Origin of the sequence: Maritimibacter sp. (assembly GCF_016774595.1) — a bacterium.
GTDB classification, from domain to species: domain Bacteria; phylum Pseudomonadota; class Alphaproteobacteria; order Rhodobacterales; family Rhodobacteraceae; genus Maritimibacter; species Maritimibacter alkaliphilus.
The window spans coordinates 548342-574382 of record NZ_JACBWT010000001.1 but is presented as its reverse complement, the minus strand read 5'-3'; the positions used below and the strand labels follow the sequence as shown (position 1 = coordinate 574382).

Annotated in this window: 28 protein-coding genes; 13 read left to right on the top strand and 15 right to left on the bottom strand. The window is 64.4% G+C overall.

Features of this window, described 5'->3' with window-relative positions; genetic code table 11:
- Nucleotides 1-43 precede the first annotated feature (43 nt).
- Both HOY44_RS02925 and HOY44_RS02920 read left to right on the top strand, forming a co-directional pair.
- Nucleotides 44-388, top strand: a complete 345-nt coding sequence (locus tag HOY44_RS02925; protein WP_287432933.1) for a TFIIB-type zinc ribbon-containing protein — start codon at nucleotides 44-46, stop codon at nucleotides 386-388.
- Between the two features lie 52 nt (nucleotides 389-440).
- Nucleotides 441-758 carry an antibiotic biosynthesis monooxygenase family protein gene (locus HOY44_RS02920; RefSeq protein WP_008335093.1) on the top strand — a complete coding sequence of 106 codons (318 nt, stop codon included), beginning with the start codon at nucleotides 441-443 and terminating at the stop codon, nucleotides 756-758.
- Between the two features lie 16 nt (nucleotides 759-774).
- Here HOY44_RS02920 and HOY44_RS02915 read toward each other — a convergent pair whose 3' ends face one another.
- Complete coding sequence (locus HOY44_RS02915) at nucleotides 775-1545, bottom strand: hypothetical protein (protein ID WP_148912616.1); 771 nt, start codon at nucleotides 1543-1545, stop codon at nucleotides 775-777.
- On the opposite strand from HOY44_RS02915, the gene HOY44_RS02910 reads away from it, so the two are divergent.
- A complete protein-coding gene (locus HOY44_RS02910; RefSeq protein WP_287432929.1) occupies nucleotides 1516-1755 on the top strand; it encodes a hypothetical protein in 240 nt (79 codons plus the stop codon). The genes HOY44_RS02915 and HOY44_RS02910 overlap by 30 nt on opposite strands.
- Nucleotides 1756-1857: 102 nt before the next feature.
- Here HOY44_RS02910 and HOY44_RS02905 read toward each other — a convergent pair whose 3' ends face one another.
- The 4 genes from HOY44_RS02905 to HOY44_RS02890 all read right to left on the bottom strand — a co-directional run bounded on the left by HOY44_RS02905 (nucleotide 1858) and on the right by HOY44_RS02890 (nucleotide 3663).
- Nucleotides 1858-2337 carry a YdcF family protein gene (locus HOY44_RS02905; protein WP_287432927.1) on the bottom strand — a complete coding sequence of 160 codons (480 nt, stop codon included), beginning with the start codon at nucleotides 2335-2337 and terminating at the stop codon, nucleotides 1858-1860.
- Nucleotides 2334-2708 (bottom strand): hypothetical protein, encoded by a 375-nt coding sequence (locus HOY44_RS02900; protein ID WP_138422677.1) that lies wholly within the window; start codon nucleotides 2706-2708, stop codon nucleotides 2334-2336. Before HOY44_RS02900 ends, HOY44_RS02905 begins: the two co-directional genes overlap by 4 nt.
- Before the next feature lie 8 nt (nucleotides 2709-2716).
- A complete protein-coding gene (locus HOY44_RS02895) occupies nucleotides 2717-3214 on the bottom strand; it encodes a HugZ family pyridoxamine 5'-phosphate oxidase (RefSeq protein WP_287432925.1) in 498 nt (165 codons plus the stop codon).
- Between the two features lie 116 nt (nucleotides 3215-3330).
- Nucleotides 3331-3663: a hypothetical protein gene (locus tag HOY44_RS02890; RefSeq protein WP_040885329.1), complete on the bottom strand. Its 333-nt coding sequence runs from the start codon at nucleotides 3661-3663 to the stop codon at nucleotides 3331-3333.
- 180 nt (nucleotides 3664-3843) lie between these two features.
- Between HOY44_RS02890 and HOY44_RS02885 the strand changes: the two genes are divergently transcribed.
- A complete protein-coding gene (locus tag HOY44_RS02885) occupies nucleotides 3844-4131 on the top strand; it encodes a hypothetical protein (protein ID WP_008335107.1) in 288 nt (95 codons plus the stop codon).
- A gap of 67 nt (nucleotides 4132-4198) precedes the next feature.
- On the opposite strand, the gene HOY44_RS02880 is transcribed toward HOY44_RS02885, so the two are convergent.
- The 4 genes from HOY44_RS02880 to uvrB form a co-directional block, all read right to left on the bottom strand.
- Nucleotides 4199-4540, bottom strand: a complete 342-nt coding sequence (locus tag HOY44_RS02880) for a hypothetical protein (protein ID WP_287432923.1) — start codon at nucleotides 4538-4540, stop codon at nucleotides 4199-4201.
- A gap of 180 nt (nucleotides 4541-4720) precedes the next feature.
- Nucleotides 4721-5068 (bottom strand): CopM family metallochaperone, encoded by a 348-nt coding sequence (copM, locus tag HOY44_RS02875; protein ID WP_287432921.1) that lies wholly within the window; start codon nucleotides 5066-5068, stop codon nucleotides 4721-4723.
- Between the two features lie 435 nt (nucleotides 5069-5503).
- The gene (locus HOY44_RS02870; protein WP_287432920.1) at nucleotides 5504-6190 is read right to left on the bottom strand and encodes a hypothetical protein; all 687 of its coding nucleotides are present in this window, start codon (nucleotides 6188-6190) and stop codon (nucleotides 5504-5506) included.
- A 26-nt stretch (nucleotides 6191-6216) separates the two neighbouring features.
- Nucleotides 6217-8385 (bottom strand): excinuclease ABC subunit UvrB, encoded by a 2169-nt coding sequence (uvrB, locus tag HOY44_RS02865; protein WP_287432918.1) that lies wholly within the window; start codon nucleotides 8383-8385, stop codon nucleotides 6217-6219.
- A gap of 219 nt (nucleotides 8386-8604) precedes the next feature.
- On the opposite strand from uvrB, the gene HOY44_RS02860 reads away from it, so the two are divergent.
- From HOY44_RS02860 to HOY44_RS02845, 4 genes are all read left to right on the top strand, one after another.
- Nucleotides 8605-9117: a toxin-activating lysine-acyltransferase gene (locus tag HOY44_RS02860; protein ID WP_138422683.1), complete on the top strand. Its 513-nt coding sequence runs from the start codon at nucleotides 8605-8607 to the stop codon at nucleotides 9115-9117.
- Nucleotides 9117-10061, top strand: coding sequence for a Hint domain-containing protein (locus HOY44_RS02855; RefSeq protein WP_287432916.1), 945 nt, complete (start codon nucleotides 9117-9119; stop codon nucleotides 10059-10061). Before HOY44_RS02860 ends, HOY44_RS02855 begins: the two co-directional genes overlap by 1 nt.
- A 418-nt stretch (nucleotides 10062-10479) precedes the next feature.
- On the top strand, nucleotides 10480-10791 hold the full coding sequence (locus HOY44_RS02850; protein WP_008335118.1) for an ETC complex I subunit: 312 nt from the start codon (nucleotides 10480-10482) through the stop codon (nucleotides 10789-10791).
- Between the two features lie 67 nt (nucleotides 10792-10858).
- Entirely contained in the window at nucleotides 10859-11782 is a 924-nt protein-coding gene (locus HOY44_RS02845) for an MYG1 family protein (RefSeq protein ID WP_287432913.1), read from the top strand.
- Here HOY44_RS02845 and HOY44_RS02840 read toward each other — a convergent pair.
- Nucleotides 11779-12537, bottom strand: a complete 759-nt coding sequence (locus HOY44_RS02840; RefSeq protein ID WP_287432911.1) for an alpha/beta fold hydrolase — start codon at nucleotides 12535-12537, stop codon at nucleotides 11779-11781. The genes HOY44_RS02845 and HOY44_RS02840 overlap by 4 nt on opposite strands.
- A gap of 70 nt (nucleotides 12538-12607) precedes the next feature.
- Here HOY44_RS02840 and HOY44_RS02835 point away from each other — a divergent pair, with 70 nt between their 5' ends.
- Nucleotides 12608-12970, top strand: coding sequence for a hypothetical protein (locus tag HOY44_RS02835; protein ID WP_287432909.1), 363 nt, complete (start codon nucleotides 12608-12610; stop codon nucleotides 12968-12970).
- 130 nt (nucleotides 12971-13100) lie between these two features.
- Here HOY44_RS02835 and glyA read toward each other — a convergent pair whose 3' ends face one another.
- The gene (gene glyA, locus HOY44_RS02830) at nucleotides 13101-14393 is read right to left on the bottom strand and encodes a serine hydroxymethyltransferase (RefSeq protein WP_287432908.1); all 1293 of its coding nucleotides are present in this window, start codon (nucleotides 14391-14393) and stop codon (nucleotides 13101-13103) included.
- Nucleotides 14394-14573: 180 nt separating this feature from the next.
- Between glyA and HOY44_RS02825 the strand changes: the two genes are divergently transcribed.
- The gene (locus HOY44_RS02825; RefSeq protein ID WP_138422689.1) at nucleotides 14574-15335 is read left to right on the top strand and encodes an NAD kinase; all 762 of its coding nucleotides are present in this window, start codon (nucleotides 14574-14576) and stop codon (nucleotides 15333-15335) included.
- 3 nt (nucleotides 15336-15338) lie between these two features.
- Here the strand turns inward: HOY44_RS02825 and HOY44_RS02820 are convergent, their stop codons facing one another.
- Nucleotides 15339-16730, bottom strand: coding sequence for a sigma-54-dependent transcriptional regulator (locus tag HOY44_RS02820; RefSeq protein WP_287432906.1), 1392 nt, complete (start codon nucleotides 16728-16730; stop codon nucleotides 15339-15341).
- A 194-nt stretch (nucleotides 16731-16924) separates the two neighbouring features.
- The gene (locus tag HOY44_RS02815) at nucleotides 16925-18817 is read right to left on the bottom strand and encodes a propionyl-CoA synthetase (RefSeq protein WP_287432904.1); all 1893 of its coding nucleotides are present in this window, start codon (nucleotides 18815-18817) and stop codon (nucleotides 16925-16927) included.
- 295 nt (nucleotides 18818-19112) lie between these two features.
- On the opposite strand from HOY44_RS02815, the gene HOY44_RS02810 reads away from it, so the two are divergent.
- The gene (locus HOY44_RS02810; RefSeq protein WP_287432902.1) at nucleotides 19113-20033 is read left to right on the top strand and encodes a hypothetical protein; all 921 of its coding nucleotides are present in this window, start codon (nucleotides 19113-19115) and stop codon (nucleotides 20031-20033) included.
- Here the strand turns inward: HOY44_RS02810 and HOY44_RS02805 are convergent.
- Nucleotides 20030-20926 carry a hypothetical protein gene (locus HOY44_RS02805; RefSeq protein ID WP_287432901.1) on the bottom strand — a complete coding sequence of 299 codons (897 nt, stop codon included), beginning with the start codon at nucleotides 20924-20926 and terminating at the stop codon, nucleotides 20030-20032. The genes HOY44_RS02810 and HOY44_RS02805 overlap by 4 nt on opposite strands.
- A 547-nt stretch (nucleotides 20927-21473) precedes the next feature.
- Here HOY44_RS02805 and HOY44_RS02800 point away from each other — a divergent pair.
- Together HOY44_RS02800 and HOY44_RS02795 are read left to right on the top strand one after the other, a co-directional pair.
- A complete protein-coding gene (locus HOY44_RS02800; RefSeq protein ID WP_287432899.1) occupies nucleotides 21474-22529 on the top strand; it encodes a Hint domain-containing protein in 1056 nt (351 codons plus the stop codon).
- 130 nt (nucleotides 22530-22659) lie between these two features.
- Nucleotides 22660-23586, top strand: a complete 927-nt coding sequence (locus HOY44_RS02795; protein ID WP_287432897.1) for a hypothetical protein — start codon at nucleotides 22660-22662, stop codon at nucleotides 23584-23586.
- Between the two features lie 16 nt (nucleotides 23587-23602).
- Here HOY44_RS02795 and HOY44_RS02790 read toward each other — a convergent pair whose 3' ends face one another.
- Entirely contained in the window at nucleotides 23603-25888 is a 2286-nt protein-coding gene (locus tag HOY44_RS02790; RefSeq protein WP_287432895.1) for an NADP-dependent malic enzyme, read from the bottom strand.
- Between the last annotated feature and the right edge of the window lie 153 nt (nucleotides 25889-26041).

Here is a 26041-nt window from a genome sequence, read left to right as displayed (position 1 = left end):
TTTTTCGTCCCCACATGCAGCACTCCAGCGAAGGAGGAGCCGCATGATCTGCCCGAACTGTGCCCGCGAGATGGAGCATGTGAACCGTCACGGCGTGACGCTCGACAGATGCGAGGTCTGCGGGGGCATCTGGCTCGATCGCGGCGAGTTGGAGACGTTGATCGAAGCGGTCCGCCCGCCCGTGGTCCTGCCCGACCCGGACCCGCGGCCCGAGCCGCGCCCGGTCAAGACCAAGGCCCCCAAGCCCACACGCCAGCCGCAGGCATCGACGCGCGACCAGCGCCGCCCGGAGAAGCCCGAACGGAAGAAGTCAAAGGGCAAGCGATACCGGAAAAAGTATTCGACCACCGACAAGGTGAAATACTTGCTCAAGGAAATCCTCGACTGAGTTTGACGGGTGTCCGGTCGGTGCTAGGCTTGCCTCAGCCAAGGAGGATTTCATGCCCACCATCGCCATGTCGCAGGATCGCCAGACCGTCCTGACCACGTTCGAAACGACGCCCGGCACGTGTCAGGATCTCGTCGACCTGCTGACCGACGCCTACGAGTCGTTCATCTCGAAACAGCCGGGGTTCATCGCGGCGGGCTTGCATGTGAACGACGCGCAGACCCGGATCGCGAATTATTCGCAGTGGGAAAAGCGCGAGGATTTTCAGGCGATGCTGCGCACGGACGAGATGCGCAAGCGCAACCGCGTCATCAACGACCTGTGCCGCAGCTTCGAGCCGGTGATGTACGACGTGGCGGCGGTGTTCTGACCCGAAAGACCCGGACCTAGCCCGCGCGGCGTTTCGGGGCGGTGCGCCGACCCGTTCGCAGGGCCGGGCGGTCGACGACGCGACGGTGCCGGTCCATCGTGGTCTGAACCGACGTGCGAAGCGGCTGCCCCTGTGCGGTCTGTGGCGGCGTTCCGCGCGGTGCCGTGAGGCGGCGGATCGACCGGAAGGCCCGCGTCATCCATGTGTCGAGCGTGCCGGAGCCGGGACGGGGTCCGGGGCGACCGGGCCGCGCGCGCAGGCCGAAGAAAGCTCCGAGACGGTGAAGCCTCATGTGGCCCTGTCTCGTCTCGCGGCGACGCTCCAGCACGGCCTTCAGAATCCACGAGATCGAGAAGGCCCAGACCCCAAGGCTTTCGTCCCAGTAGACGATGTTGTTGTTCTGGATGAACTGGGCGAGCCAGCCGTCACCGCCGTTCTTGATGTTGGACAGGATCATGACGCCCCAACCCGTGCACCAGATGATCGCGCCGGAGACGAGGTAGAACCGCTTCTCCCACCGCTCGCCCGCGTCGGGCGCGTAGACGAAGAAACAGGTGAACGACATCATCAGGTAAAGCAAGACCGCCGACAGGTAGTGAAAGGCGGGCGATACATCCAGCCCGAGCGCGTGCTGGGTGAAGGTGGTGACCGTGTCGCTTTCGTTCGGGAAGAAGGCGACGCCGATTGCGGCCAGTCCCGCGACGATGGCGATCAGGTCGGGCGAAATCCAACGCCCCCGGTACCGCTTGATCCCGCGATGCACGGCAAGGAAGGTACCGATAGCCACCAGACCCCCGACCAAAAGGTCACGTTGAGTCGTGTGGAAAAAGTCGGATATTGTCGGCTGAACGCGACCGTCAGCGATCAAACCGGCTGCGGCGAGCAGCAGGGGCAGCAGGACACCGAGAAGCCCGAACGCGATCCGAAGTCGGAAAAAGGCGCGGGCGTCGTCCTGAACGTGTATTCGAGGCCATATGTTGGTCATGTCGGTCAATGAGTGGCAGCACTGCCAGTGTATCCTGACCCTGTGTCCGATCAAGGCTTGCAGGCGAAGGACCGGGTAAGGATTCCCTTACCGGTTGTAGTGTTTTCGACAGGTTCAGGACAAAATGTCGCCCGGAATTGGCCGTATTCCGTACCAGATCAGCGCCGGCACCTCACGTAAAGCAGCCCGGATGATTCGCCAAGGATTTGCGCCGCTTAGCGATGTCGACTCGCCGGATGCGGCTAGTCCGAGCCGGCGAGCCGTCAGGACGGATCGTGGCAAATGGAAGGCATCCGAGACGACGACAACCGTTTCGCCGGCTTGCAACATGCGGCGGGCCTCGACGAGGTTCTCGAAGGTGGTGGTCGACCGCGTATCGCGCAGGACGAGGTCTGCCGGCACCTCCATCTCGGCGAGGATACCTGCCGCTACGTCAGCCTCGGCCGGAGGGATGTCACCGACACCGCCCGTGACGATGATCTGCTGCACCTGACCGTCGAGAAGCAGACGCCCCGCGCGTTCCGTGCGCCGTCTCAGCGCGGGCGAGGCCACGCCGCCGGGCCAGACCGCCGCCCCCATGACGATCGCCGTCACTCGGGGTAGAGCTGGGCGCACTGAGACCGGGCGAGGTTGGCTTTTTCCTGAAGCGCGGGAAGCTGGGACCGCAACGCCGCGAGTTGCGCGCGCTGGTCCGCGATGTCGATGGACACGGGTTTCTCGACCGTGCGGAAATCCGTCTTGGTGCATTCATAGGGCTTGCCGTCCTTGTCGCGACATACCCCGGTATAGGTATAGGGCTCGGTCGTGCGATGGATGGCGTAGCCCCGCGCGACGTTGCCTTCGAGTTCCTGAATGCGGCTTTCCGCGGCGCGCAGATCCTGCGTGTTGCGGTAGATGCACATATCCTGCTCGGTGCAGGCGGACAGCACGACAAGGGCGGCGAGAGCGGCGAGAACTGGTTTCATGGGGCCGATCATGCGCCCGGTGCGGGGGGCTGTCCAGTGGGGGCGAGGTCGGCGGGCGTCAGGCGAAACGCTTTGCCGAAACCGCCGTTCAGATGGCCGGCCTCCACCTCGAACCCGACGAAGTTGAAGTCCGCGAAATCGATGTAGAGTTTCGCCTTGGGGTGGGTGGCCAGATAATGCGCGCGCAGGGCGTCGTCCTTTGCCAGAAACCGCGCGGTGCAGTCGAGTGTCAGGCGGGGATGGGTCAGCGGATCGCCCTTGTCGCCCGGCTCTCCGACCAGGAGCGAGGCCTGCGGTGCAGCACGCAGCGCCCGCGTGTGTGCCGAGAGGTCGGAGACGAGGGTCAGGGGCGCGCCGTCCGGGGTCGTGCCAAGGGCTACGCGGGTCACGAAGGGACGTGCGTTCACAAGAACGGCGAGGGCCGCGAAACGGGCGCTGTCGATCAGATCGCGCGCCAGCCTGCGGGCCTCGTCATCGGTCGGGCGGATGGGGTCGGTCTTGGTCATCAGGTCCTCGCGCGTTGATGCACGCGGGCGGGCGCGTCAGATCGACGTGCACTGGCTGGCGCACCAATGGTGTAGCGCGCAAGCCCCTGAATGGAAAGCCGAAGGGTTGGTGGTGCTTATTGGCAGGACGAGATGGCGTCTTCGTGCTTTTCGCCCACGCTCGCCATGTCGAGCAGCAGATCTTCGGTGGTCATGTTGTTCTGCGCGGCGACGGTCGAGAACGCGGTTTCCCAGGCCTCCGACACGTCGGACCCGCCGGATTTGGCGGACAGGAACGTGTCGCCCACCGAGTCGTAGAGCGCGCGTTCTTCCAGCGTGATGTTGCTGTTGAGCGTTGTGGTGGCACAAGAGCATTTGGACGAGCTTGCGCCCATGTCCATGCAGAGTTCCGTCGATCCGGCCTGCGCGGCGGCGGGCAGAAGAGCGATCAGGGCGATAGCGTATTTCATGGCAGCGAGACCTGTTTTCTGAGTGTCGGCGACAAGATTTGCACGGGAATCGGGTTTTTTTGTGGCGCGGGCCAGTGTGGGCACGGCGGGGCTTATGCCGAAGTTGGAACCTTTCAGCGGGGGATTTGGTTTGTGGGGCAGAACCATAGCAATGGAACAGAGACTGGAAGGATACGAACAATGGGTAAAGCAGGTGGAGTCATCCTGGGCCTCGTGGCCCTGGTCGCCATCGCATTCGCGGTGTTCATGGTGGATTTCGACGTGACCGAAGACGGCGCTCTGCCGGATGTCGACGTTTCGGTCGACGGCGGTGAATTGCCGGAAGTCGACGCCGAAGTGGGCGAGGTCGAAGTCGGCACCGCCACGGAAGAGGTCGAAGTGCCGGATGTCGACGTGGACGTCGACACGGAAAGCGCCGAGGTCGAAGTGCCGACCATCGACGTCAATCCGCCGGAAGACGACTCGTAAGACCGATTACGACGATTTCAGAGGCGAACCCCCGTGCCGGTCGGTGCGGGGGTTTTCCGTTGTCGCGCTATTTGCAGCTGTCGCCAAGCGCGCGGTGCAGATCGCCGATCCTGTCGAGCTGGCGTTTGAACGCGGTGAGCTCGATCCCGTTCTGCGCCGCGACCGACTTGACCGATGCGCGCCAGGCCGCAAGCCACGCCTGACCCGTCGAGCGGTTCCTGAGATACCCCGTCGCGACCGCATCGTAGAGCGCGAAGTCCGAGGCCGAGGCCTGTGCCCTGAGCTTCTCGGTCGCGCAGGCGCATTGATTGGCGTTGGTGCCGGGCAGCACCCGGCAGAACGCCGTGATGTCGGCGCGGGCGGTGAACGGAGCGAAGGCGATGAGGGCGGCGAGCAGAAGTCGGGTCATTCCGATACGCTAGAAAAAGCGCGCCCGCGACACCAGTCACATTCGGTAGATCGCGCGCCCCGCACAGGTGGACAACGGGCGGGTTTTCGCCGGGTCACATGGCTTGGAGCGCGCGGACACGTTCGCCCTTGCGCGCCGGGTTCCTGTGGGTCGAAGAGGTCAGGGGCGGGGGCGTGCGCCTCAACCACCGTTGGCGGCGAGCCAGTCGCGCATCCATTGGATTTCCGCTTCCTGCGCGGCGATGACGGCTTCGGCCAGTTTGCGGACCTCGGGATCGGTGCCGTGGGCGAGCACGGCCTGCGCCATCGCCACCGCACCCTGATGATGCGGGATCATGCCCCGGATGAAATCGACATCGGCGTTGCCGGTGAATTCGATGGCCATGTCCCGGTGCATGGCGTCGTTCGCGGCCATATAGGCCGCCGTGGCAGGGTCGTCGGACCCGTGGGACATATGCGCGGAATGGTCCTGAGCGAAGGCCGGGACAGCGGCGAGGACGAAGGCGAGGGGGGCGATCCGTGAGATCATCTGGCGGCTCGTTGCATGGGTTGAAACTGCGCCATTGGTGGTCGCGGCTGGGCGGCTGGCAAATCACGAATGCGTTTCGGGGGAGGTGAGGCGTGCGCGGCGTTTGTCCGTCGCACCGGAGGAGCGCGTCAAGAGTGTGTGGCGCTTTTGTCGGTTGAGCGGGGCGCTTTATGGGGCCGTGTCACTGCCGGGGTCGGCATGGGCGCTGGTGGAAAAGCGCTAGCCTGCCGGGACGGGCAGGCGCTCGCACGGCGGCCTGCGGCCTTGATTCCGTGCGGTTGTTTGCCTTGGGCGTTGCCCGATTGCCAAACTTGAGTGTTGGTTCCCGTAAATCGGATTGGACTTCGCCTCGCCTTAAGGGAGTCGCGCGGGCAATACATCCAAGTCCACCTTTAGCAAGCCATATGCAAAAATTTTATATCCTGCGCTTGTTTATCATTCTTCAAATCTGATGTTAGTTTCAAGATCTCGATAACAGATTTGCACCAGATCATGGAGATATTCAGCCGTTGAGTTATAGTCGATGCAATAAAGTTCAATTCCTCCCATCAGCGCGGCGACAGCTTGTGATGAAAGCTTTGATTTGTCCCTGGGGTAAGCGCCAAGCTCCACGCCATATTCTCCCTTCGGCTTGGAGAAGGCGAGCGCGACACCAGAGTAATTCGGGTGGGCGAATTCAGACAGGCCATCATAAACACCGCGAAAGCCTGGCAATATTTTTTCTACTCGATCAAGGAACCCAATCACGTTCTTGGCTTGGTAGGCGTGGCCTTCCCATCGCGCGCCCAATAAGAGCTTCATCGCATCTTCATCCAAGAAATCACAGTTGTCGTCTTTGACAGCTTTTTGAATTCGTTTCGATAGGTAGTGGTTGGCTGCAACGTTCTCTTGCAAAGCGCGCGCCAAAAGAAGCGCAGATGTGAATCGGTTTGCTTCCAACTCGCAGATCGCTGCTTCTAGAAATTCTAGAGTTCTCCAGTACAAAGCCTCGCGAAAAACGAGAAGCTTGAACACCACCTTTGGTGTTATCGGGCGTGTCGCGGCGGTTACATGGCTAACGCTAGTTTGCCTCAGTTCTGCGAGTAATTCTCGCAGCACTTCTATATCACTAGCATTGGCCACCTGACCGATTGCTCCTACCGAAGAGTTTATCTTCCTCGTCCTTTCCGACCAGCCCGCTGCCCCGGCTTCCCGGCCGTCGACCGCCCTTTGACCGCCTTGTCGCCAGCGGCCTCCACCGCTGCCTGACGCGCCATCGGGTCGTCGGCGACGGCGAGGTCTACCGCTTCCAGACGTTTCACCTCGTCGCGCAGCCGTGCCGCCTCCTCGAACTCGAGGTTCTCCGCCGCCTTGCGCATGTCTTCCTTCAGGCCCTCCAGATGCGCCTGAAGGTTCTGGCCGATGCCGACCTTGTCGACCGTGGCCGTGACCCGGTTCATGTCGGTGTCGCCCGCGTAAAGCCCGGCGAGCACGTCTTCGACGTTCTTGCGGACCGTGGCGGGGGTGATGCCGTGTTCCTCGTTATAGGCGATCTGGCGGGCGCGGCGGCGATCCGTTTCGGCCAGCGCGCGTTCCATCGAGCCGGTGATGCGGTCGGCGTACATGATGACGCGGCCATCGGCGTTGCGTGCGGCGCGGCCGATGGTCTGGATGAGGGAGGTTTCCGAGCGCAGGAAACCCTCCTTATCCGCGTCGAGAATGGCGACGAGGCCGCATTCGGGGATGTCCAGACCTTCGCGCAAGAGGTTGATGCCGATCAGCACGTCGAAGGCGCCCAGCCGCAGGTCGCGCAGGATTTCGATCCGTTCGATCGTGTCGATGTCCGAGTGCATGTAGCGCACGCGGATGCCCTGTTCGTGCATGTATTCGGTCAGATCCTCGGCCATGCGCTTGGTCAGGGTCGTGACCAGCGTGCGGTAACCGGCCTGCGCCACCTTGCGCACTTCGTCCAATAGGTCGTCGACCTGCATCTCGACGGGCCGGATTTCGACCTGCGGGTCCAGAAGCCCGGTGGGGCGGATGACCTGTTCGGTGAAGACGCCGCCGGTGCGTTCCAACTCCCAGTTCCCCGGCGTGGCCGAGACGAAGACGGATTGCGGGCGCATCGCGTCCCATTCCTCGAATTTCAGCGGGCGGTTGTCCATGCAGGACGGCAGGCGGAACCCGTGCTCGGCCAGCGTGAACTTGCGCCGATAGTCGCCCCGGTACATGCCGCCGATCTGGGGGACCGAGACGTGGCTTTCATCCGCAAAGACGATGGCGTTGTCGGGGATGTATTCGAACAGGGTAGGGGGCGGCTCACCCGGCGCGCGGCCCGTGAGGTAGCGGGAGTAGTTTTCGATCCCGTTGCAGAACCCGGACGCTTCGAGCATTTCAAGGTCGAAGCGGGTGCGCTGTTCAAGCCGCTGCGCCTCAAGCAGCTTCCCGTCCTTCTCGAATTCGGCGAGGCGGAGGGTGAGCTCCTTCTTGATGCCTTCGATGGCCTGACGGAGCGTGGGCGTCGGGGTCACATAGTGGGAATTGGCATAGACCCGGACCTTTTCGAGGCTGTCGGTCTTGGCCCCGGTCAGGGTGTCGAATTCGGTGATCGATTCCAGTTCCTCACCGAAGAACGACAGCCGCCATCCGCGATCCTCGAGGTGCGAGGGCCAGATTTCGAGGCTGTCGCCGCGCACGCGGAAGCTGCCCCGGTCGAAGGCGTTGTCGTTGCGGCGATATTGCTGGGCAACCAGGTCTTTCATCATGGCGCGCTGGTCGTATTCCTCGCCCACCGTGATGTCCTGCGTCATGGCGGTGTAGGTCTCGGGGCTACCGATGCCGTAGATGCAGGAGACCGAGGCGATGATGATGACGTCGTCGCGTTCGAGGAGCGAGCGGGTGGCCGAGTGGCGCATCCGGTCGATCTGTTCGTTGATCTGGCTTTCCTTCTCGATGAAGGTGTCCGACCGGGGCACGTAGGCCTCAGGCTGGTAGTAGTCGTAGTAAGAGACGAAATATTCGACCGCGTTGTCGGGGAAGAAGCCTTTGAACTCGCCATAAAGCTGCGCCGCGAGCGTCTTGTTCGGGGCGAGGATGATGGCGGGGCGCTGCGTCTCTTCGATGATCTTGGCCATCGTATAGGTCTTGCCGGTGCCGGTCGCCCCCAGAAGCACCTGATCCTGCTCGCCGTTCTTGATGCCGTCCGATAGCTCCGCGATGGCCGTGGGCTGGTCGCCCGCCGGCTTGAACTCGGTGTTCATGCGGAACCGGATGCCACCTTCGAGCTTGGGTCGGGCGGTCGGGGCGACGGTGGGCGAGGTGAGGGGGCTGTCGGGCATGGGAGACTCCTTCGGCCCACACAGTTGTTCTCTTTTTGCCCTCATTCAAGGGCCAAGGGGGCACCGATCTGCGCCCTGCTGACGGGTTTTGTCGGGAGCGGCGTGCGCGAAAGTCACAAATCGAACAATCGGGCCGAGCAAATGAGACTGAACGGAACGGTCCGTTGACACAATACAGCCTTTGGGCGAGTCTGGGCCAAACAAAAGAGGCATCAGAAGATGTCGAGCAGACAGGCACATCCCGCGACGGCGGCCCGAACGGGTCCGCCGCCGCCCAGCAATGAACAGATGCTCACCTTGGGCAAGCTGTCTTTCCTTGCGTCCTACTGCCCGCTGCATCGGACCTATCCCGGCCATGTGCTTGCGTCGATCTTCATTCCGGCGGTCAACAACGGCTGCGTGCGGTTGTTCGAGAACGAAGACGGCGCGACGGCGGCGGCGCTGATCTGGGCCCGTCTGAGCGACGAAGTTTCGGCGCGGATGCTGCGGGACGGCATCGCACCCACGACCGCCGAATGGGCGGCGGGCGATACGCTTTGGTTCATCGATCTGCTCGCGCCGTTCGGGCATGGCCGCGTCATCGCGCGCGAGATTGCGCGCCATCCGCCCGACGTGCCGTTCTATTTCGCGCGGCTCGACCGGCAGGGCCGGGTGAAGAAGGTGGTCGAAGGCGACCGAAACCGGGGCAAACGCGGGCTCGTGCGCGCGCATTTCATGGATGAGGCCGCCTGATGGGTTTCCCGCGCCCTTCGACCGGATCGGTGACCGAGGATACCGGCGTCGTCGGCGGCAACCTCGTTGCGAACGGGGACATCAATTTCCTTGCGGGCAGCGATGCGGGGGCGTGGACGCCCGGCACCCTGACCGGCAGCTACGGCACGCTCGTCATCAATTCGGACGGTGTCTGGACCTACACCGCCGACAATTCGCAGCCCGCCATTCAGGCCCTCGATACCGGCGACACGCTGACCGAGGTGTTCAACGTCACCTCCACCGGCGGCAATTCGACCGTCACGATCACGATCAACGGTCTGGACGAGCCGCCATGTTTCACGCGCGGCACCCTGATCGACACGCCCCACGGGCCGCGCCCCGTCGAGGATTTGCGGGCAGGGGACGAGGTTCTGACGGTCGACATGGGGGTGCAGCGCATCCTCTGGGCCGGGTCCAAGCGGATCGACCTGAGCGGGGTCGCCTCCGACGCAGGGTTGCGCCCGATCCGTGTGACCGCCGGGTCCATCGCGCCGGGTGTGCCCAAACGCGACCTGCTGGTGTCGCCGATGCACCGCATCCTGATCGACGGGCCGGAGGCGCAGCTTTTCTTCGGCCAGCCCGAGGTTCTGGCGGCGGCCAAGCATCTTGTGAACGGCGATACGATCTATGTCGATCCGCAGGCCGAGGTCGAATACATTCATCTGTTGTTCGCGCGGCACCAGATTCTGACCTCGGAGGGGCTGGTGAGCGAAAGCTTCTATCCCGGCGGTGTCGGATTGTCGGCCTTCGACATCGAGGCGCGCGAAGAGGTGTTGTCGCTGTTTCCCGAGTTGCGGACCCTTTCGGGCAGCTACGGAAAGACCGCGCGCGACGTGCTCAAGCGACATGAGGCCGATCTTCTGGGGCGCTGTCTGGTGCCGCAGCCGATCCTGCATCCCGTCCTCAGCCCGCGCGCGGCCTGAAACCGAATCATCTCCCCCGATCTGGCGAGTGGTCCGACCCCCGAAAGTCCCGTATTTTTCACATGACCCGATTGAAATGTGCCCCGTTCGCCCCGTCTGACGAACGGCCCGAGAGCGGTCGTTTTCCCAACTCCAGAAGTTAAGGAACTCTTACCACCTTAGGGAGAGTTTAATGAGAATTTTGTCGCTTAGGTTGTAGATTTTCGTTGCGTCCCTCTCCTCCGGGTTGTTACCTTGGTCTTGCAAGCAGCAGACCGGCTGTCGGCCTCGACGAACACCCACCCCACCCCTCGCTCCCTCGTCGGGGCCGGCAGTCAACTTTCAGTTTCCCTCCCAAGGCGGGTGCCTTTGCCCTTGCGAAGGCCCCGCCTTTTGTTCGATAAAACAGGCGTTCCGATAGCCAATCCGTGAGGCAGACATGCGCGCCCGCATCTACAAACCCGCCCGCAACGCGATGACATCCGGTCAGGCCCGCACGAAGCAGTGGGTTCTGGATTTCGCACAGGACGAGGCGCGCGAGATCGACCCGCTGATGGGCTGGACGAGTTCGTCGGACACGCAAAGCCAGGTGCGCATCCGCTTCGCCACGAAAGAGGCGGCGGTGGAGTATGCCAAGGAAAAGGGCATCGACGCCGTGGTGATGGAGCCGCACAAGCGAAAGGCCAACATCCGCCCCGGCGGCTATGGCGACAACTTCGCCACCAATCGTCGGCAGGTCTGGACGCACTGAGCGCGGACAGCTCCGGGCAAGGCAGGGCGGCCGGTTCGGTCGCCCGTTTCATTTTCGGGATCAGCACATGACCATCACGCACCTCGTCACCCATTCGGGCGGCTTCCATGCCGATGAACTTCTGGCTTCCGTCGTGCTGACACGCCTGTTTCCCGAGGCGGCACTGGTGCGTTCGCGCGATGCGCCTTGGATCACGCCGGGGGCGGAGCGGATCATCTACGACGTCGGGCGCGCTTATGATGCCGAGGCGGGGATTTTCGACCACCACCAGCGCCCGGCGCCCCTGCGCCCGGACGGTCGGCCCTATTCCTCGTTCGGGCTGATCTGGGCGCGGTTCGGGGCCGACTATCTTGCCGCGCTCGGGGTGCCTGAGGCGGACTGCGCGGGTGTTTTCGCAGGCATGGACGAGGGTTTCGTCCTGCCCGTCGATCTCTTGGACAACGGTGCCATCGCGCCCTCGGTCGCCGGGCCGTTGGCCGGCCTGACGCTTCCGGTCCTGCTCGAAAGCCTGAAACCCGCCTTCGACGACCGCTCGCCCGAGGCCGACGATGCGGCGTTCCATGCCGCGCTTCCCGTCGCGCGGGCCTTCGTCGAGGCCGAGGTCCGGCGGCTGTCCGCCAAGGCGCGGGCCGAGGGCATTGTGCTTGCCGCCATCGCCAAGGCGGGGGCGTCACGGGTGCTGGACCTGCCGATGGGGATGCCGTTCCGCTCGGCCGTGGAAAAGGCGGGCGCGGATCACATGCTGTTCGTCATCCATCCGCGCGACGGCGATTGGGCCCTGAACACGATCCGGGTGGGGGCGGACACGTTCGAAAGCCGCGCCGATCTGCCGGAAAGCTGGGCCGGGCTGACCGATGCGGCACTCGAGGCGGCCTGTGGCGTGCCGGGCGCGAAATTCTGCCACAACGCACGCTTCATAGCGGTGGCCGAGACACGCGAAGCGGTGCTGGCGATGGCCGCGATCGCGGTGGCCGAAGCGACGCGGGCCTAGATTTCGAAGAACGCGCGCACCGCGGCTTCGAACTCGCGCGGCTTTTCAGCATGGAGCCAATGACCCGCACCGGGGATCTTGGCCTGCCTGGCTTCGGGAAACAGCGCCTTGATCCGTGCGCGATGCTCAGAACGCACGTAATCGCTGTCGGCCCCCGCAAGGAACAGCACCGGGCCGTCATAGGTGCCCGAGACCTCGGGAAACCCGGTGATCTTCTTCATCTCGCGTTCCAGCACGTCGAGATTGAGCTTCCACGCCTTGCCCCGCACGTCGAGCGACTGAAGCAGAAAGGCGCGCACGGATTTCTCTTCGACCGCTTCGGCCAGTGCCGCATCGGCATCCGACCGGGTGTCGAGCGCGGCAAGGTCGAGCGCCTGCATCGCCTCGATCAGGTGCGACTGGGTGTGCGCATAGGCGACCGGCGCGATGTCGGCCACGATCATCCGCGCGACCTTGTCCGGGTGGGCGAGGGCCAGCACCATCGACGCCTTGCCGCCCATCGAGTGACCGATCACCTGCGCCGTGCCGCCGATCTCGTCGATCACGCGGGCCAGATCATCGGCCATCGCGGGGTAATCCTGCGTCTCTTCGCGCGGGCTGTCGCCGTGGTTGCGCATGTCGACCGTCACCACGCGCCGGTCTTTGGCCAGACGCTTTGCGATCACGCCCCAGTTGCGGCCCGATCCGAACAGGCCGTGGACGATCAGGATCGGCGGGTGGGAGCTGTCCTCCCCGAATGTTTCCATCGCGAGCATGCCTTCCCTTACCGCGCGGGCGTTGTGGCCGAAAGACCCTTCGCATAGTGTCGCGCGGAAAGGCGGGGACATGGACCTACACGAACGCGCAGAGCGGCTGGCAAAGCTGATGGAGGAGCGGCTCGACATCCGGGGCGACGGGCTTGCGACCAAGACCCGCCGGGCCGGGCGGCGAATCCCGCGCTGGGTGCGCCGGGAACTCGACGTGCTGGTCGAGGCACTGGAGCGCGTCGATCACCCAAAGCTCGCCCAGCAGGTCGATTACGCTCGGATCGAGACCGGGACCAGGCGCGCCGAGGGCTGGCTGGAAAATGTCGATGCTTGGGATCGGCGCAAGAGCGTTCTGATCCACTGGCTCGCGGGCAACGCCATGAACATCCTGATCGTCATCGCCATCGCGCTCGCCCTCATGGGATGGCGCGGCCTGATCTGACGGTCCGTCTTCTCTGTTTTCCAAATACTTCGGGGTGCTCGAGGGGCTGGCCCCTCGATCCGCCGCGACCCGCCAGTGGCGGGGCGTGGCTGACAATGCGCGGGCGGCCTTGGCCGCCCGCACCGCCTGATTACAGGTTCGGATAGATCGGGAAGGCGTCGCAGAGGGCGGCGACCTTGGCCTTCACCGTCGCTTCGACCTCGCCGTTCCCGTCCTCGCCATTGGCGGCGAGCCCGTCGACCACTTCCACGATCAGATCCGCGATCTGGCGGAACTCGTCTTCGCCGAAGCCACGGGTGGTGCCCGCCGGGGTGCCGAGACGGACGCCCGAGGTCACCATCGGTTTTTCGGGGTCGAACGGAATGCCGTTCTTGTTACAGGTGATATGCGCGCGGCCCAGTGCCTTTTCGGTCGCGTTGCCTTTGACGCCCTTAGGGCGCAGGTCGACGAGCATGACGTGGGTGTCGGTGCCGCCCGTCACGATGTCCAGACCGCCCTTCATCAGTTGATCGGCCAGCGCCACGGCGTTGGCGCGCACGGCTTTCTGGTAGGTCTTGAACTCCGGCTGAAGCGCCTCGCCGAACGCCACGGCCTTGGCGGCGATCACGTGCATCAGGGGGCCGCCCTGAATGCCGGGGAAAATGGCCGAGTTCACCTTCTTGGCGATCTCTTCGTTGTTGGTCAGGATCATCCCGCCGCGCGGCCCACGCAGGGTCTTGTGCGTCGTGGTGGTCGCGACATCGGCATAGGGGAAGGGCGAAGGGTGCTCGCCCGCTGCCACGAGACCGGCGAAGTGGGCCATGTCGACCATGAGGTAGGCGCCGACCATATCGGCGATCTCGCGGAACTTGGCGAAGTCGATCTGACGCGGAATGGCCGAACCGCCCGCGATGATGAGCTTGGGCTGGTGCTCTTTCGCCAGCGCCTCGATCTCGTCGTAGTCGATCAGGTTGTCCTGCTTGCGCACGCCGTACTGGATCGCGTTGAACCACTTGCCCGACTGGTTCGGCGGGGCGCCGTGGGTCAGGTGACCACCGGAGGCGAGGTTCATGCCGAGGATCGTATCGCCCGGTTTGATGAGCGCGTTGAACGCGCCCTGGTTCGCCTGAGAGCCGGAATTCGGCTGGACGTTCGCGAAATCGCAGCCGAACAGTTCGCAGGCCCGCTTGATCGCCAGGTCTTCGGCCACATCGACGTATTGGCAGCCGCCGTAATACCGTTTGCCGGGGTAGCCCTCGGCATATTTGTTGGTCATCACGCTGCCCTGCGCTTCCATCACGGCGGCGGACACGATGTTCTCGGATGCGATCAGTTCGATCTCGTCGCGCTGGCGACCAAGCTCGCCTGTGATCGAGGCCCAGATCTCGGGGTCGCGGGAGGAAAGCGGCTCGGAAAAGAAGCCGGGGGAGCGGATGTCCTTCATGGCATGTCTCCTTGGGACTGTCATCTGCCGGTCACATACGTCGATTCCGGGCATGCGGAAAGGTCTCGGGCGACATGAACGGTCAAATTCGCGGCAAATCTGGCGCTGACCGGAAACTTGTGTTTCTTTCGGAAGCAAAGCGGCACCCGAGGAAACGGGCCGGGACAGGAAGGGCAGGAGATGGGACCGAAACTCGCCTTTACGGCATCGGACGGGCCGAGTGCGCAAAAGGCGCTCGCCGATCTGTCCGCGCGCTACGGCAATGCCGCGCCTGCCGAGGCCGATGTGATCGTCGCGCTGGGTGGTGACGGGTTCATGCTCCACACCTTGCATACGACGCAGGAACTGGACGTGCCGGTCTATGGCATGAACCGGGGAACGGTCGGCTTCCTGATGAACGAATTCGCGCTCGAAGGGCTGGAAGAGCGGCTGGGGGATGCCGAGCTCGAGGTCATAAACCCCCTCAGGATGCGCGCGACCACGACGGCGGGTGAGGTGGTCGAGAAACTCGCCATCAACGAGGTGTCGATGCTGCGCGCCGGACCGCAGGCGGCGAAGATCGCGATCTCGGTCGATGGGCGGCAGCGGCTGGCCGAACTGGTCTGCGACGGGTGCCTGATCGCGACGCCCGCCGGGTCGACCGCTTACAATTACTCCGCGCACGGCCCGATCCTGCCGATCGGGGCGGACGTTCTGGCGCTGACCGCCATCGCGGCGTTCCGGCCCCGACGCTGGCGCGGGGCGCTTTTGCCCAAGGACGCGGCGGTGCGCTTCGACGTGCTCGACCCCGAGAAGCGCCCGGTCATGGCGGATGCCGATAGCCGGACCGCCGGGGTGGTCACCTCGGTCGAGGTGACGAGCGCCTCGGACATCCGTCACAAGGTGCTGTTCGATCCCGGTCACGGTCTTGAAGAACGGCTGATCCGCGAACAGTTCGTCTGAGGCTCAGGTCGGGTTCGTCCAGCTTTCGCGCTTGCGGTAGATCGTCGAGGGCGACACGTCGAGCACCTTGGCCGCGCGGGGGACCGAACCGCCCTCGGCCGCGATCGTCGCCTCGATCACCGCGCGTTCCACGTCCGCCAGCCGCTTGCCGACGAGCGAGCCCAGACCGTTGATCGCGGGCACGTCGCTGGCGCGGCCCGGCACACGGCGGGTGTTGCCGACATGGTGCCAGATCAGTTCCTGCGGCAGGTCGCGCCGCCCGATCACATCGCCCGCCGTCAGCAGAACGCCGCGCAGGGTCGAGACCAGTTCGCTCAGGTTGCCGGGCCAGGGATAGGTCGACAGGACCGCCATCGCCTCGCCATCCACGCGGGGGGGCGTGCGGCCGAGTTCGCCGGAAATCTCGTCGATTTTGGCCATGAGGACGCGCCCCAGATCGCCCTCGCGTTGCCGCAGCGGGGGGAGTGGGAAGGTGATGACGTTGAGGCTGTAGAGCAGATCCTCGCGCAGCCGGTTCTCGGCCAGCGCCTGTGTCGGTGATCGGGTGAGCGTGACGATGACGCGCACGTCATGGGTGGGTTCGTCGGCGTCGCGCGACACGATGGGAAGGAGTCGTCCCTGAAGGCCGCGGTCGAGTTCGTCCAGCCGGTCGACGATCAGCGTGCCGCCCTTGGCCCGGTTGAGCGCGCCGGTGCTGCCGCGCGCGAACATCGCCTCGACGAACTGGCCGCCGTCGAGCGCGGAGCAGTTGACCGTGATGCAAGGGCCCTCGGCGCGATGGGAGCCGGCGTGGATCGCCTGTGCGAAACGGGTCTTTCCCGTGCCCACCTCGCCGTGGATCAGGACCGGATCGCAGGCCTTGGCGACCGCTTCGATCTTGCGAAACAGACGGCGCATATCGGGGCTGTTTCCGATCAGCCCGTGCGGCGGGGTCACCGTCGCCTGAGCCTCGGGCGGGGCGGCGACCGTCGCTGGGGCCGTCGCTGGAACCGGGTCCGGCATCATGTCTTCGGTCACGTCGAAGACGCGGTCGGACAGGCGCGGGTTCAGGGCCGCGCGCACCGTGCGGGTGAGCCGGGCCGAGGAAAACGGGTGGAACAGGCAGTCGTCCGCCCCGGCGCGCATGGCTTCCGCGGCATCGTTGATCTCTTCGTTTTCCGCGATCACCACGATCCCCGGCGCGTGTTGCGCCTTGCATTGGCCGAGATAGGGGATCAGCGATTGGTTCGACAGGCGAAGCGGAAGAACGACGAGTTCCGGCTTGTGTTCGAGGCATTTGGACTGCGCCTCGTCCAGCGAATGCGCGCGCACCACCCGGCATCCGGCACGTGCGAAAGCCTCTTCGCCAAAGAACATCGCGGATTCCGGTGTGCTCAGAACGAGGGCCAGAGCCAACGGCACCCGCCCCATTGCCGACCGCGAAGGGTCGAGCGCATTATCTGCACTTTCTTCCAAAATCGCCCTCAAATCCGCGCGCTAAATATGCGAAATGCGTCGCGCCATATGCAATCTGGCAAGAATCCGCAGCGGAATCCACCCTAACTAAGGCGTTAGGATGGTTAATATCGCACTGTTTTTCTGTGCTTGGGTTATACTTTCGCGTATCCCAGCGTCTCCAGCGCCTCGCGGATTTCATCGAGGATGGCAGGATCGTCGATGGTGGCGGGCATCTTGAATTCCTTGTTGTCCGCGATGGACACCATGGTCGCGCGCAGGATCTTGCCCGAACGGGTCTTGGGCAGGCGATCCACGACCACCGCCGATTTGAACGCCGCCACGGGCCCGATCTTGTCGCGCACCAGCTTGACGCATTCGGCCACCACCTCTTTCGGGTCGCGGTTGCAGCCCGCGTTGAGGCAGAGGAACCCGAGCGGCAACTGGCCCTTCAGTTCGTCCGTCACCCCGATGACCGCGCATTCGGCCACGTCGGGGTGAGAGGCCAGAACCTCCTCCATCCCGCCGGTCGAAAGCCGGTGGCCCGCGACGTTGATGACGTCATCGGTGCGCGCCATGATGTAGAGGTATCCGTCCTCGTCCATGTAGCCCGCATCGCCCGTCTCGTAATAGCCCGGGTAGGTGTTGAGATAGCTTTTGCGGAACCGCTCTTCGGCGTTCCACAGCGTCGGCAGTGTGCCCGGCGGCAGCGGCAGTTTCGCGACGATGGCGCCAAGCTGGCCGGGGGGCAATTCGTTGCCGCCTTCGTCCAGGATCTTCATGTCGTAGCCCGGCATCGGCACGGCGGGAGAGCCGAGTTTGGTTTCAAGGAGTTCGATGCCCACGGGGTTCGCGACGGCCGGGTAGCCAAGTTCGGTCTGCCACCAATGGTCGATCACCGGAACGCCAAGCTGATCCTGCGTCCAGACGATGGTGTCGGGGTCCGCACGCTCGCCCGCCAGATAGACGGTCTTGAGGCAGGACAGGTCGTATTTCTTGACGTATTCGCCCTTGGGGTCTTCGCGTTTCACGGCGCGGAAGGCGGTCGGCGCGGTGAAGAAGGACTTCACGTTGTGCTCGGAGATCACGCGCCAGAAGGTGCCTGCGTCGGGGGTGCCGACCGGCTTGCCCTCGAACACGATGGTGGTGTTGCCGTGGATGAGCGGCGCGTAACAGATGTAGCTGTGACCCACGACCCAGCCCACGTCGGAGGCGGCCCAGAACACGTCGCCGGGGTCGACGTTGTAGACGTTCTTCATCGTCCAGTTCAGCGCGACAAGGTGCCCGCCGGTGTGGCGGATGACGCCCTTGGGCTGGCCGGTGGTGCCGGAGGTATAAAGCACGTAAGCCGGGTGGTTGCCCTCGACCGGGACACAATCGACCGGATCGGCGGCGCAGATGTCGTTCCAGTCGAAGTCGTAGCCGTCCTTCATCTCGGCGGCGAGCGCATCGCGCTGGAGGATCACGGTGAAGTCCGGCTTGTGGGTCGAAAGCTCGATGGCCCCATCGAGGAGCGGTTTGTAAGGCACGGTGCGGTTCGGCTCGAGCCCGCAGGACCCCGCGATGATCGCCTTGGGCTGCGCGTCGTTGATCCGTGTGGCGAGTTCGTTGGAGGCGAAACCGCCGAAGACGACCGAATGGACCGCGCCGATGCGCACAGTGGCGAGCATGGCGACAAGTGCCTCGGGCACCATCGGCATGTAGATGATGACCCGGTCGCCCTTGGTCACGCCCTTGGCGGCGAGGCCCCCGGCGAGTCGCGCGACCTTGTCCTGCAATTCGGCGAAGGTGATCTTGTCCTTCGCCCCGGTGATCGGGCTGTCGTAGATGATGGCGACCTGATCGCCTTTGCCCGCTTCGACGTGGCGGTCCACGGCGTTGTAGCAGGTGTTGACCATGCCGTCCGAGAACCATTCGTAGAGGTTGTTCCCGAGGTCGAAGAGCGCCTTGGAGGGGGTCTTGTCCCAGTCGATCGCCTTGGCCGCGTTCATCCAGAACCCTTCGGGGTCGGATTGCCACTGTGCGTAGACTTCCTGATAGGTCGACATGAAAACCTCCTCCGCAAACTGTCTGCCGAGGTGGTAGTGACGTCACGTCGCCGTCGCAAGCCTGTTGGCGGTAACCTGCGACCATATGGCGGGAGAATTTGCAGAAATCAGCGCAAGCGCCCTGCAAATTTTTGCAAAGACGCGGCGGTTTCGCAGTTTCGGGGCCTATGTGGCGTGAGTTTGCAAAGTCGGACTTCGCAACCGGAGAATCGCGCCCGCTTGACAGGGGCGAGACGGCGCGGCTCAAATCCCCACATTGCACCATCGCATTTCAGGCAGTCATTCGGGGGATCACATGCAACGTCTGATCGTATTTCTGGGGGCTCTTTTCGCCGTGTTCGCCGGTCCGGCGCGGGCCGATTGGGTCTCGGGCAAGGGGCAGGGGATCGAGGGGTATTATGCCACCGAGTGCCCGATGAACCATCATAAGGGCACGGGCGATCCGTTTTCCGTCTGCTTCTCGTTGTCCTGCGAGGGTGGGGACGAGCTTGTCGCCAATATCTACGTCGAGAAATGGGATGCGCTTTCGCGGCTCGACCGGTTCGAGGTTCTCATGATCCCCGATGGCGGGCGGGTCGGGCAGTTCGACATGAGGCTCAGGGATGAACGGGTCTGGTCGGCGCCGTTCGAGTTTCGCCATGTCGACTGGCTCGCGGACATGAAGCGCGGGTCCGCCGCGACCCTGTCGATGATGCTCGCGCCGGATCAGGAGGATCGGAAGTTTCCGGTGACCCTGCGCGGGTCGACCAAGGCGCTGACCTTCGTGGTCGAACAATGCGGGTTGCCGGATTTCGCGGCCCAAAGCGTGCGCCTGCGCACCTTCGACGACCCCGAGGCGGCGGTGCGCGACGAGATCGAGCGCGATTGTCACCGCCAGCGCGGCACCGTGACCTATCAGGAGGGGTTCCGGACGGACCGCGATCTGAACGACGACGGGCTGATGGATGTCGAATTCAACTATGGCGCGGCGGTCTGCGACACGGCGCCGTCCTATTATTGCGGATCGGCGGGCTGCACGGGGGCGCTGTTCGTGTCGCATCCCGACGGGCGCAAGATCCGCGTGCTTCGGACCAACTATTTCGAGGTGACCAAGGGCGAACCGGGGGCGATCCAGATCAGCTACCACGGCAGCGCCTGCGGGAAGGCCGGGGTTGAGCCGTGCTTCAAGCATTATCAGGTCGACTATTTCGACCTGATGCCCATCGACCTCGACTAAAGCGGGGGCCAGTCGACTTCGCCCGCGCGGGCCAGCCCCTCGCGGGTGAAGCGGTAAAAGACGGCGCAGGGGCCTTCGCTGTCCGGGGCGCATTCGCTTTCGTGGCGGCGAAAGACCATGCCGCCTTCGACGGTGCGGAACCCTTCGGCGATGCCACGGAAGGCTTGGACGAAGCCGCCGCCTCGGGCGAGGTGGATGGCGACCTCGCAGCCCGCCCAGCCGCACCAGGCCGAGCCGATGGGGCCGCAGTTGGCGGTGCCGTAGTTCACGACCCAATCCATCTGACCGTCGCCGTCGAAGTCTTCCTGCCGGGTGAAGCCGTCGTTCATCACGGCGGCGCGGCTGTGGGTGTCGATGCAATAGGCCGTCACTTCGTCGCGGGCGGCGCGGTCGGGGTCGCGGGCCGGGGCGATCTCGGCCTGCCAGCAGGAGGCGAGCGCGTGGTCGATGGCCTCGCGGCTGCCCTTGAGGGACAGGTGGTCGTGCCAGAGGTAGGTGTCGGTGAAAAAGGTCAGCGCCCCGGACGTTCCCGCTTGCAGGGCTTCGATCCCCGCCCGCCACGCTGGGCCGGAGAGGCCCTTGACGTAACGCCCGTCGCCCGCCGCCGTGAGCCGCAGATCCCAGATCTGGCGCCCGTCCACATCGACGGCAAGGCCGATGTCGCCCGGTTCGTCGAACCCTGCGATGGAGGCCGCGATCAAAAGCGGTTCGCCCGGCACGCATTCCAGCGACAGGCAGTTGTGGACGCCCATGCCGGGGTTTTCATAGGGGCAGATCGCGGCCCCGGTGACGCGGGTGATGGGATTGTCGGGAATGACGGTCCATTCCCGCGACTCGGACAGGGCGGGCACCGCTGCGAGCGGGGCGGCGGCAAGGGTCAGAATCGAAAGCATCCTGCGCATTCGGACAGGTTAGATCGCTTGGCCCGCTCTGCAAACAGCGAGAGGCACCCGCAACCGTCTACGACTTTAGTCGTATTGTTCCGCTATCTTTCGAAGGTGCGGCATATCCTTTTTGCGTTTTGCGAAATGTGAGCCTCCGGGCAGGCGGGTTTCTTGAAAACGGACGCAAAAACAGGGGCTTCCTGCGCGGTCGTTAACCGGGCGGTTCAATTCCATGTTTCTGGATTGTCCAATGAAATTAGACACTTGCACTCGAATCGGGGCGCTTCGAAAACATGAGCGCAAAAAGCATAAATTCTTTCACCATCGCAGGTTGTCCCCCTGTCCTTGCCACAATCTTGCCAAATTCCTTGTCGACACTTTTTGCATTGAGCAAAGGTAGAAGCCGTTCGATCGGTCAGGTTACAGGGTCCAATTTTAATCAGTTTCGCAGCGGTCGGCGCTTCTCCAGACAGATAAATCATCGGGTTCCGCCCTTCGTCCGACGAACATGCGTTCGGCCGGCCGGACCCGGTGCCACCGAGACCGAGGCACGAAAATGGCTGATGCGACAATTACCGCAACGCCCTATGACGGCGACCTGCTTACCCTCCAACTCTTGTCCCCGGACGTGACGCATGTGCTGGCGGACTTCGGCACCCCGACCACGCAAACCCTGAACGACGATGACGGCTGGCTTTCGGATGCGGATGACGGGATCGCGACCTTCGGGGGCGACCCGATCGATTATATCGGTTCGGGGACGGCCACGCCCGGTGTGGACGTCGGCGGCTTCATCGTGCCGCTGGGCACGTCGGTTCCGCTCGTCGCCTTCGAGGCGGGGGGACAGATCTATTTCCACTATCCCGAGGGCCCGCCGAACCTGTTGTCCGCCGTCGCGCTCGTCACCAGCCTGTCGCCCGCGCCCTATGAGGTGTTCACGCCGCTGTGCTTCGGCGCGGGCACCCTGATCGCGACCGCCGAGGGCGAGGCGCGGGTCGAGGATCTGGGCCCCGGCGACCGGGTGCTCGATGCCTTCGGCAAGGTGCACGAGGTGATCTGGCAGGGTGGCCGCGTGCTCGACATTCCCGACGCGCCGGATTTCGAGAAATGGCGGCCTGTGCGGGTGCGCGCCCATGCCTTCGGCCCCGGTTGCCCGGCGCGCGACACCTTCCTGTCGCAGCAGCACCGCGTGTATTTCGAACATCCCGGCCTGACCGTGCCCGACGGCGCGCATGGCGCGTTCGCCCCGGCCCGGCAGATGGTCAACGACCGCTCCGTGCGCATCGCGCGGGGGCGGGCACGGATGAAGTATCATCATGTGCTCTGCGCCGAGCATGTCGTCCTGCTCGCGAACGGGATGCCCGCCGAAAGCCTGTTTGCGGGCGCGCTGATCTGGGAGATCGCCGAGCAGATGCCCGAGGCGGTCCGCGCCCGCCTGCCCGAACTCGCTCGCACAATGAAACCGGCCGCACCCGATATGGGCGCAACCCAGTCGGAAGACCTGAGCGACACCCTGGCCGACAGCTCCCCGCTCCTTGGGGCTGGCGGTGGCCGGTCCGAACCGGACTGGTCGCACGGGGTTCGTATCCGACAGGGATTTCAGGCGGCCTGACCCCTGGCCCGTGCGACCTGCGCGGGCCAGGGACCTTCCCTGCCGTCACCAAGGGGGTGGCCCGCGTTGCACCCCGTGCGCCAAGCGTGCATGACTCGGGGCACTGATCCGGAGGTGCCCGATGCGATTCATGACGCTCATTCTTGGTCTGTTCGGCCTGTTTTCCATGCCCGCCATCGCGCAGGACTGGAGCTTCAACCCGGATATGCAGGGCGAGGTTCAGGCGGTGGCCTGTCCGCTCGACGATGACGAGACCGGGAATTACCTGTGCCTCATGGTCGGCTGCGAACCGGAGCAACCCCTGCGCTGGCGTCTCGTGGCAGCGGGGGGCAATCTGCCGGACCCGCTGCGCATCAATATGTTCATTGACGAAGAGCCTTCGGGGTTCCTGTCGCTCGGTCAGCTCCAGTCGGACGTCCCGTTCGACTTCGTGGCGCAGGTCGATCCAGAGCGCGACGTTCGCCTGCTCGAGGCGCTCAGGGCGGGCGGCGGGGCGATGATGATCCTCGACCCGGAAGGCGCTGCGATCGAACGCCCCTTGTCGCTGCGGGGCAGCGGCAAGGCGATCGCATCGGCGATGGAGGCCTGTCCGATGCGCGCGCCCGCGGTCGCGGACCCGGTGGCGACGGTGCTGTCGTCGCTGGAGGCGGAGTGCAAGGATCTGGGCGGCGTGCTGGAAATGGTCGGAGGGTTCGAACGGTCCGAGGATCTGGACGGCGACGGGCGCGACGATCTCATCATCGAATATGGCGGCGCGCCCTGCACCACGGCCCTGTCGCTGCATTGCGGGTCAGGGGGCTGTGTGTCCGACATCTATATGGCGCGCGACCGGGGCTACATCCGGGCCTGGTCCGACGTCGTGCGCGACGTGCTGAACGAAGAGGGGCCGGGGGTGGCGATCTCGGTTCACGGTTCGGCCTGTGATCTGGCAGGCGTGGAAAGCTGCGTGCTGCGGGTGGACCTGTCCGGGGACACGCCGCAGGTGGTCGAAACCATCGCCGGGGCCGATGCGGACGCCCTCATCGAAGCCCTTGGCGGTGTCGGCCCCGTGGAGTGAGCCGCGCGTCTGCGCCCTAGCCGTAATGCGCCACAGGCGTGCCGGCGATGGCCGACATGTTCAACAGCCCCCGTGCCGTGATGGAGGGCGTGACCACATGCGCGCGGTTGCCCATACCCATGAGGATCGGCCCGACCTCAAGCCCGCCGGCTTTCATCTTGAGCATGTTGCGCACGCCCGAGGCGGCATCCGTATTGGCGAAGACCAGCACGTTCGCGGGCCCTTCGAACCGGGCACCGGGGAACATGCGTTCACGCACGTCGACGTCGAGCGCGCTGTCCACATGCATCTCGCCCTCATAGGCGAAGCTGCGCGCCTCGCTGTCGAGAATGTCGAGCGCCCCGCGCATCCGGCGCCCCGTGTCGCAGTCGAGGTTGCCGAACTGCGAATAGGAACACAGCGCCACCTTGGGGGTCAGGCCGAAGCGTTTGACGTGCCGCGCCGCACCGCAGACGCTTTCCGCGATCTGTTCGGCGGTGGGTTCGGGGTGAACATGGGTATCGGCGATGAAGAGCGGCCCGTCTTGAAGGATCATGAGCGAGAGCGCACCGACGGGATGGTATTTCTCGGCCCCGCCGCCAAGGATTTCTTGCACGTATTTCAGGTGCCACAGGTATTGCCCGAAGGTGCCGCAGATCAGGCTGTCGGCTTCGCCGCGATGCACCATGATCCCGCCGATGGCGGTTGTGTTGGTGCGCATGACGGCGCGGGCGATGTCGGGGGTGACGCCGCGCCGGGCCATGATGGCATGGTAGGTTTCCCAATAGTCGCGGTAACGCGGGTCGTTTTCGGGGTTCACCACCTCGAAATCCGTGCCGGGCTTGAGCGGCAGGCCCGCGCGGGCGAGGCGGGTTTCGATGACCTCGGGGCGTCCGATGAGGATCGGCGCGTCGGTCGTTTCCTCGAGCATCGCGTTGGCCGCGCGCAGCACGCGCTCGTCCTCGCCCTCGGCAAAGACGATCTTGCGTTCGGCGGTGGCGGCGGCTTCGAACACGGGCCGCATGATAAGGGCCGAACGGAACACCGAACGGTCGAGCCGATCTTTGTATTCGGCGAGGCCGGGCAGGGGGCGGGCGGCGACACCCGATTCCATCGCGGCCTTGGCGACCGAACTCGCCACGACGCCCATCAGGCGCGGGTCGAAGGGTTTCGGGATCAGGTAATCCGCGCCGAAGGTGAGTTGCTCGCCTTTGTAGGCGGCTGCCGCCTCGGCGCTCGTCGTGGCGCGGGCCAGCGCCGCGATGCCTTCGATACAGGCGATCTGCATCTCGTCGTTGATCTCGGTCGCGCCGACGTCGAGCGCGCCCCGGAAGATGAACGGGAAGCACAGCACGTTGTTGACCTGATTGGGGTAATCCGAGCGGCCCGTGGCCATGATCGCGTCCGGGGCCACTTCGCGCACGAGGTCCGGCATGATCTCGGGCGTCGGGTTGGCGAGCGCGAAGATGATCGGGCGGTCGGCCATTTTCGTGATGTGCTCTTGCTTCAGCACGCCGGGGCCGGAGAGCCCGAGGAACAGATCCGCGCCCGCGATCACGTCGTCGAGCGTTCGCAGGTCCGTCTTTTGCGCGTAAGCCGCCTTCTGCGGGTTCATCGAGGCTTCGCGCCCCTCGTAGACCAGCCCGTCGATATCACAGAGCCAGACGTTTTCACGTTTGACGCCGAGTTTCAGGAGCATGTTGAGACAGGCGATGCCCGCCGCCCCGCCACCCGTTGAGACGACCTTGATATCCTCGAACGCCTTGCCGGCCACGCGCAGCGCGTTGGTGGCGGCGGCGCCGACGACAATGGCGGTGCCGTGCTGGTCGTCGTGGAAAACCGGGATGTTCATCCGCTCGCGGCACAATTGTTCAACGATGAAACAATCGGGGGCCTTGATGTCTTCGAGGTTGATCGCGCCGAAGGTGGGTTCCAGCGCGCAGACGATGTCGGCCAGCTTCTCGGGGTCGCTTTCGTTCACTTCGATATCGAAGCAGTCGATGTTGGCGAACTTCTTGAACAGAACCGCCTTGCCCTCCATCACCGGCTTCGAGGCCAGCGCGCCGATGTTGCCCAGCCCTAGCACCGCCGAGCCGTTGGAGACGACGGCGACGAGATTGCCGCGCGCGGTGTATTTCGACGCCGTGACCGGATCGTCCTTGATTTCAAGGCAGGCTTCCGCGACGCCGGGGGAATAGGCGAGCGACAGGTCCCGCCCGTTCGCCATCGGCTTGGTGGCGCGGATTTCAAGTTTTCCGGGTTTCGGATATTCGTGATAATCCAGCGCGGGGTGGCGGGCGTTCTTGGATGTATCCTCGGCCATGCGGCGTCCTCCTGAAGATGGTTTAATGTTAAACCACTTTCCGTCGCGCGGGGGATAGCCGATCACGCGGGGTCAAGGCAAGTGTCGTCGCGATTCGCCTTGCGCGTGGCGTAAATCCCCCCAAACTGGACCATACGGTCAAAGGAGGCGCCC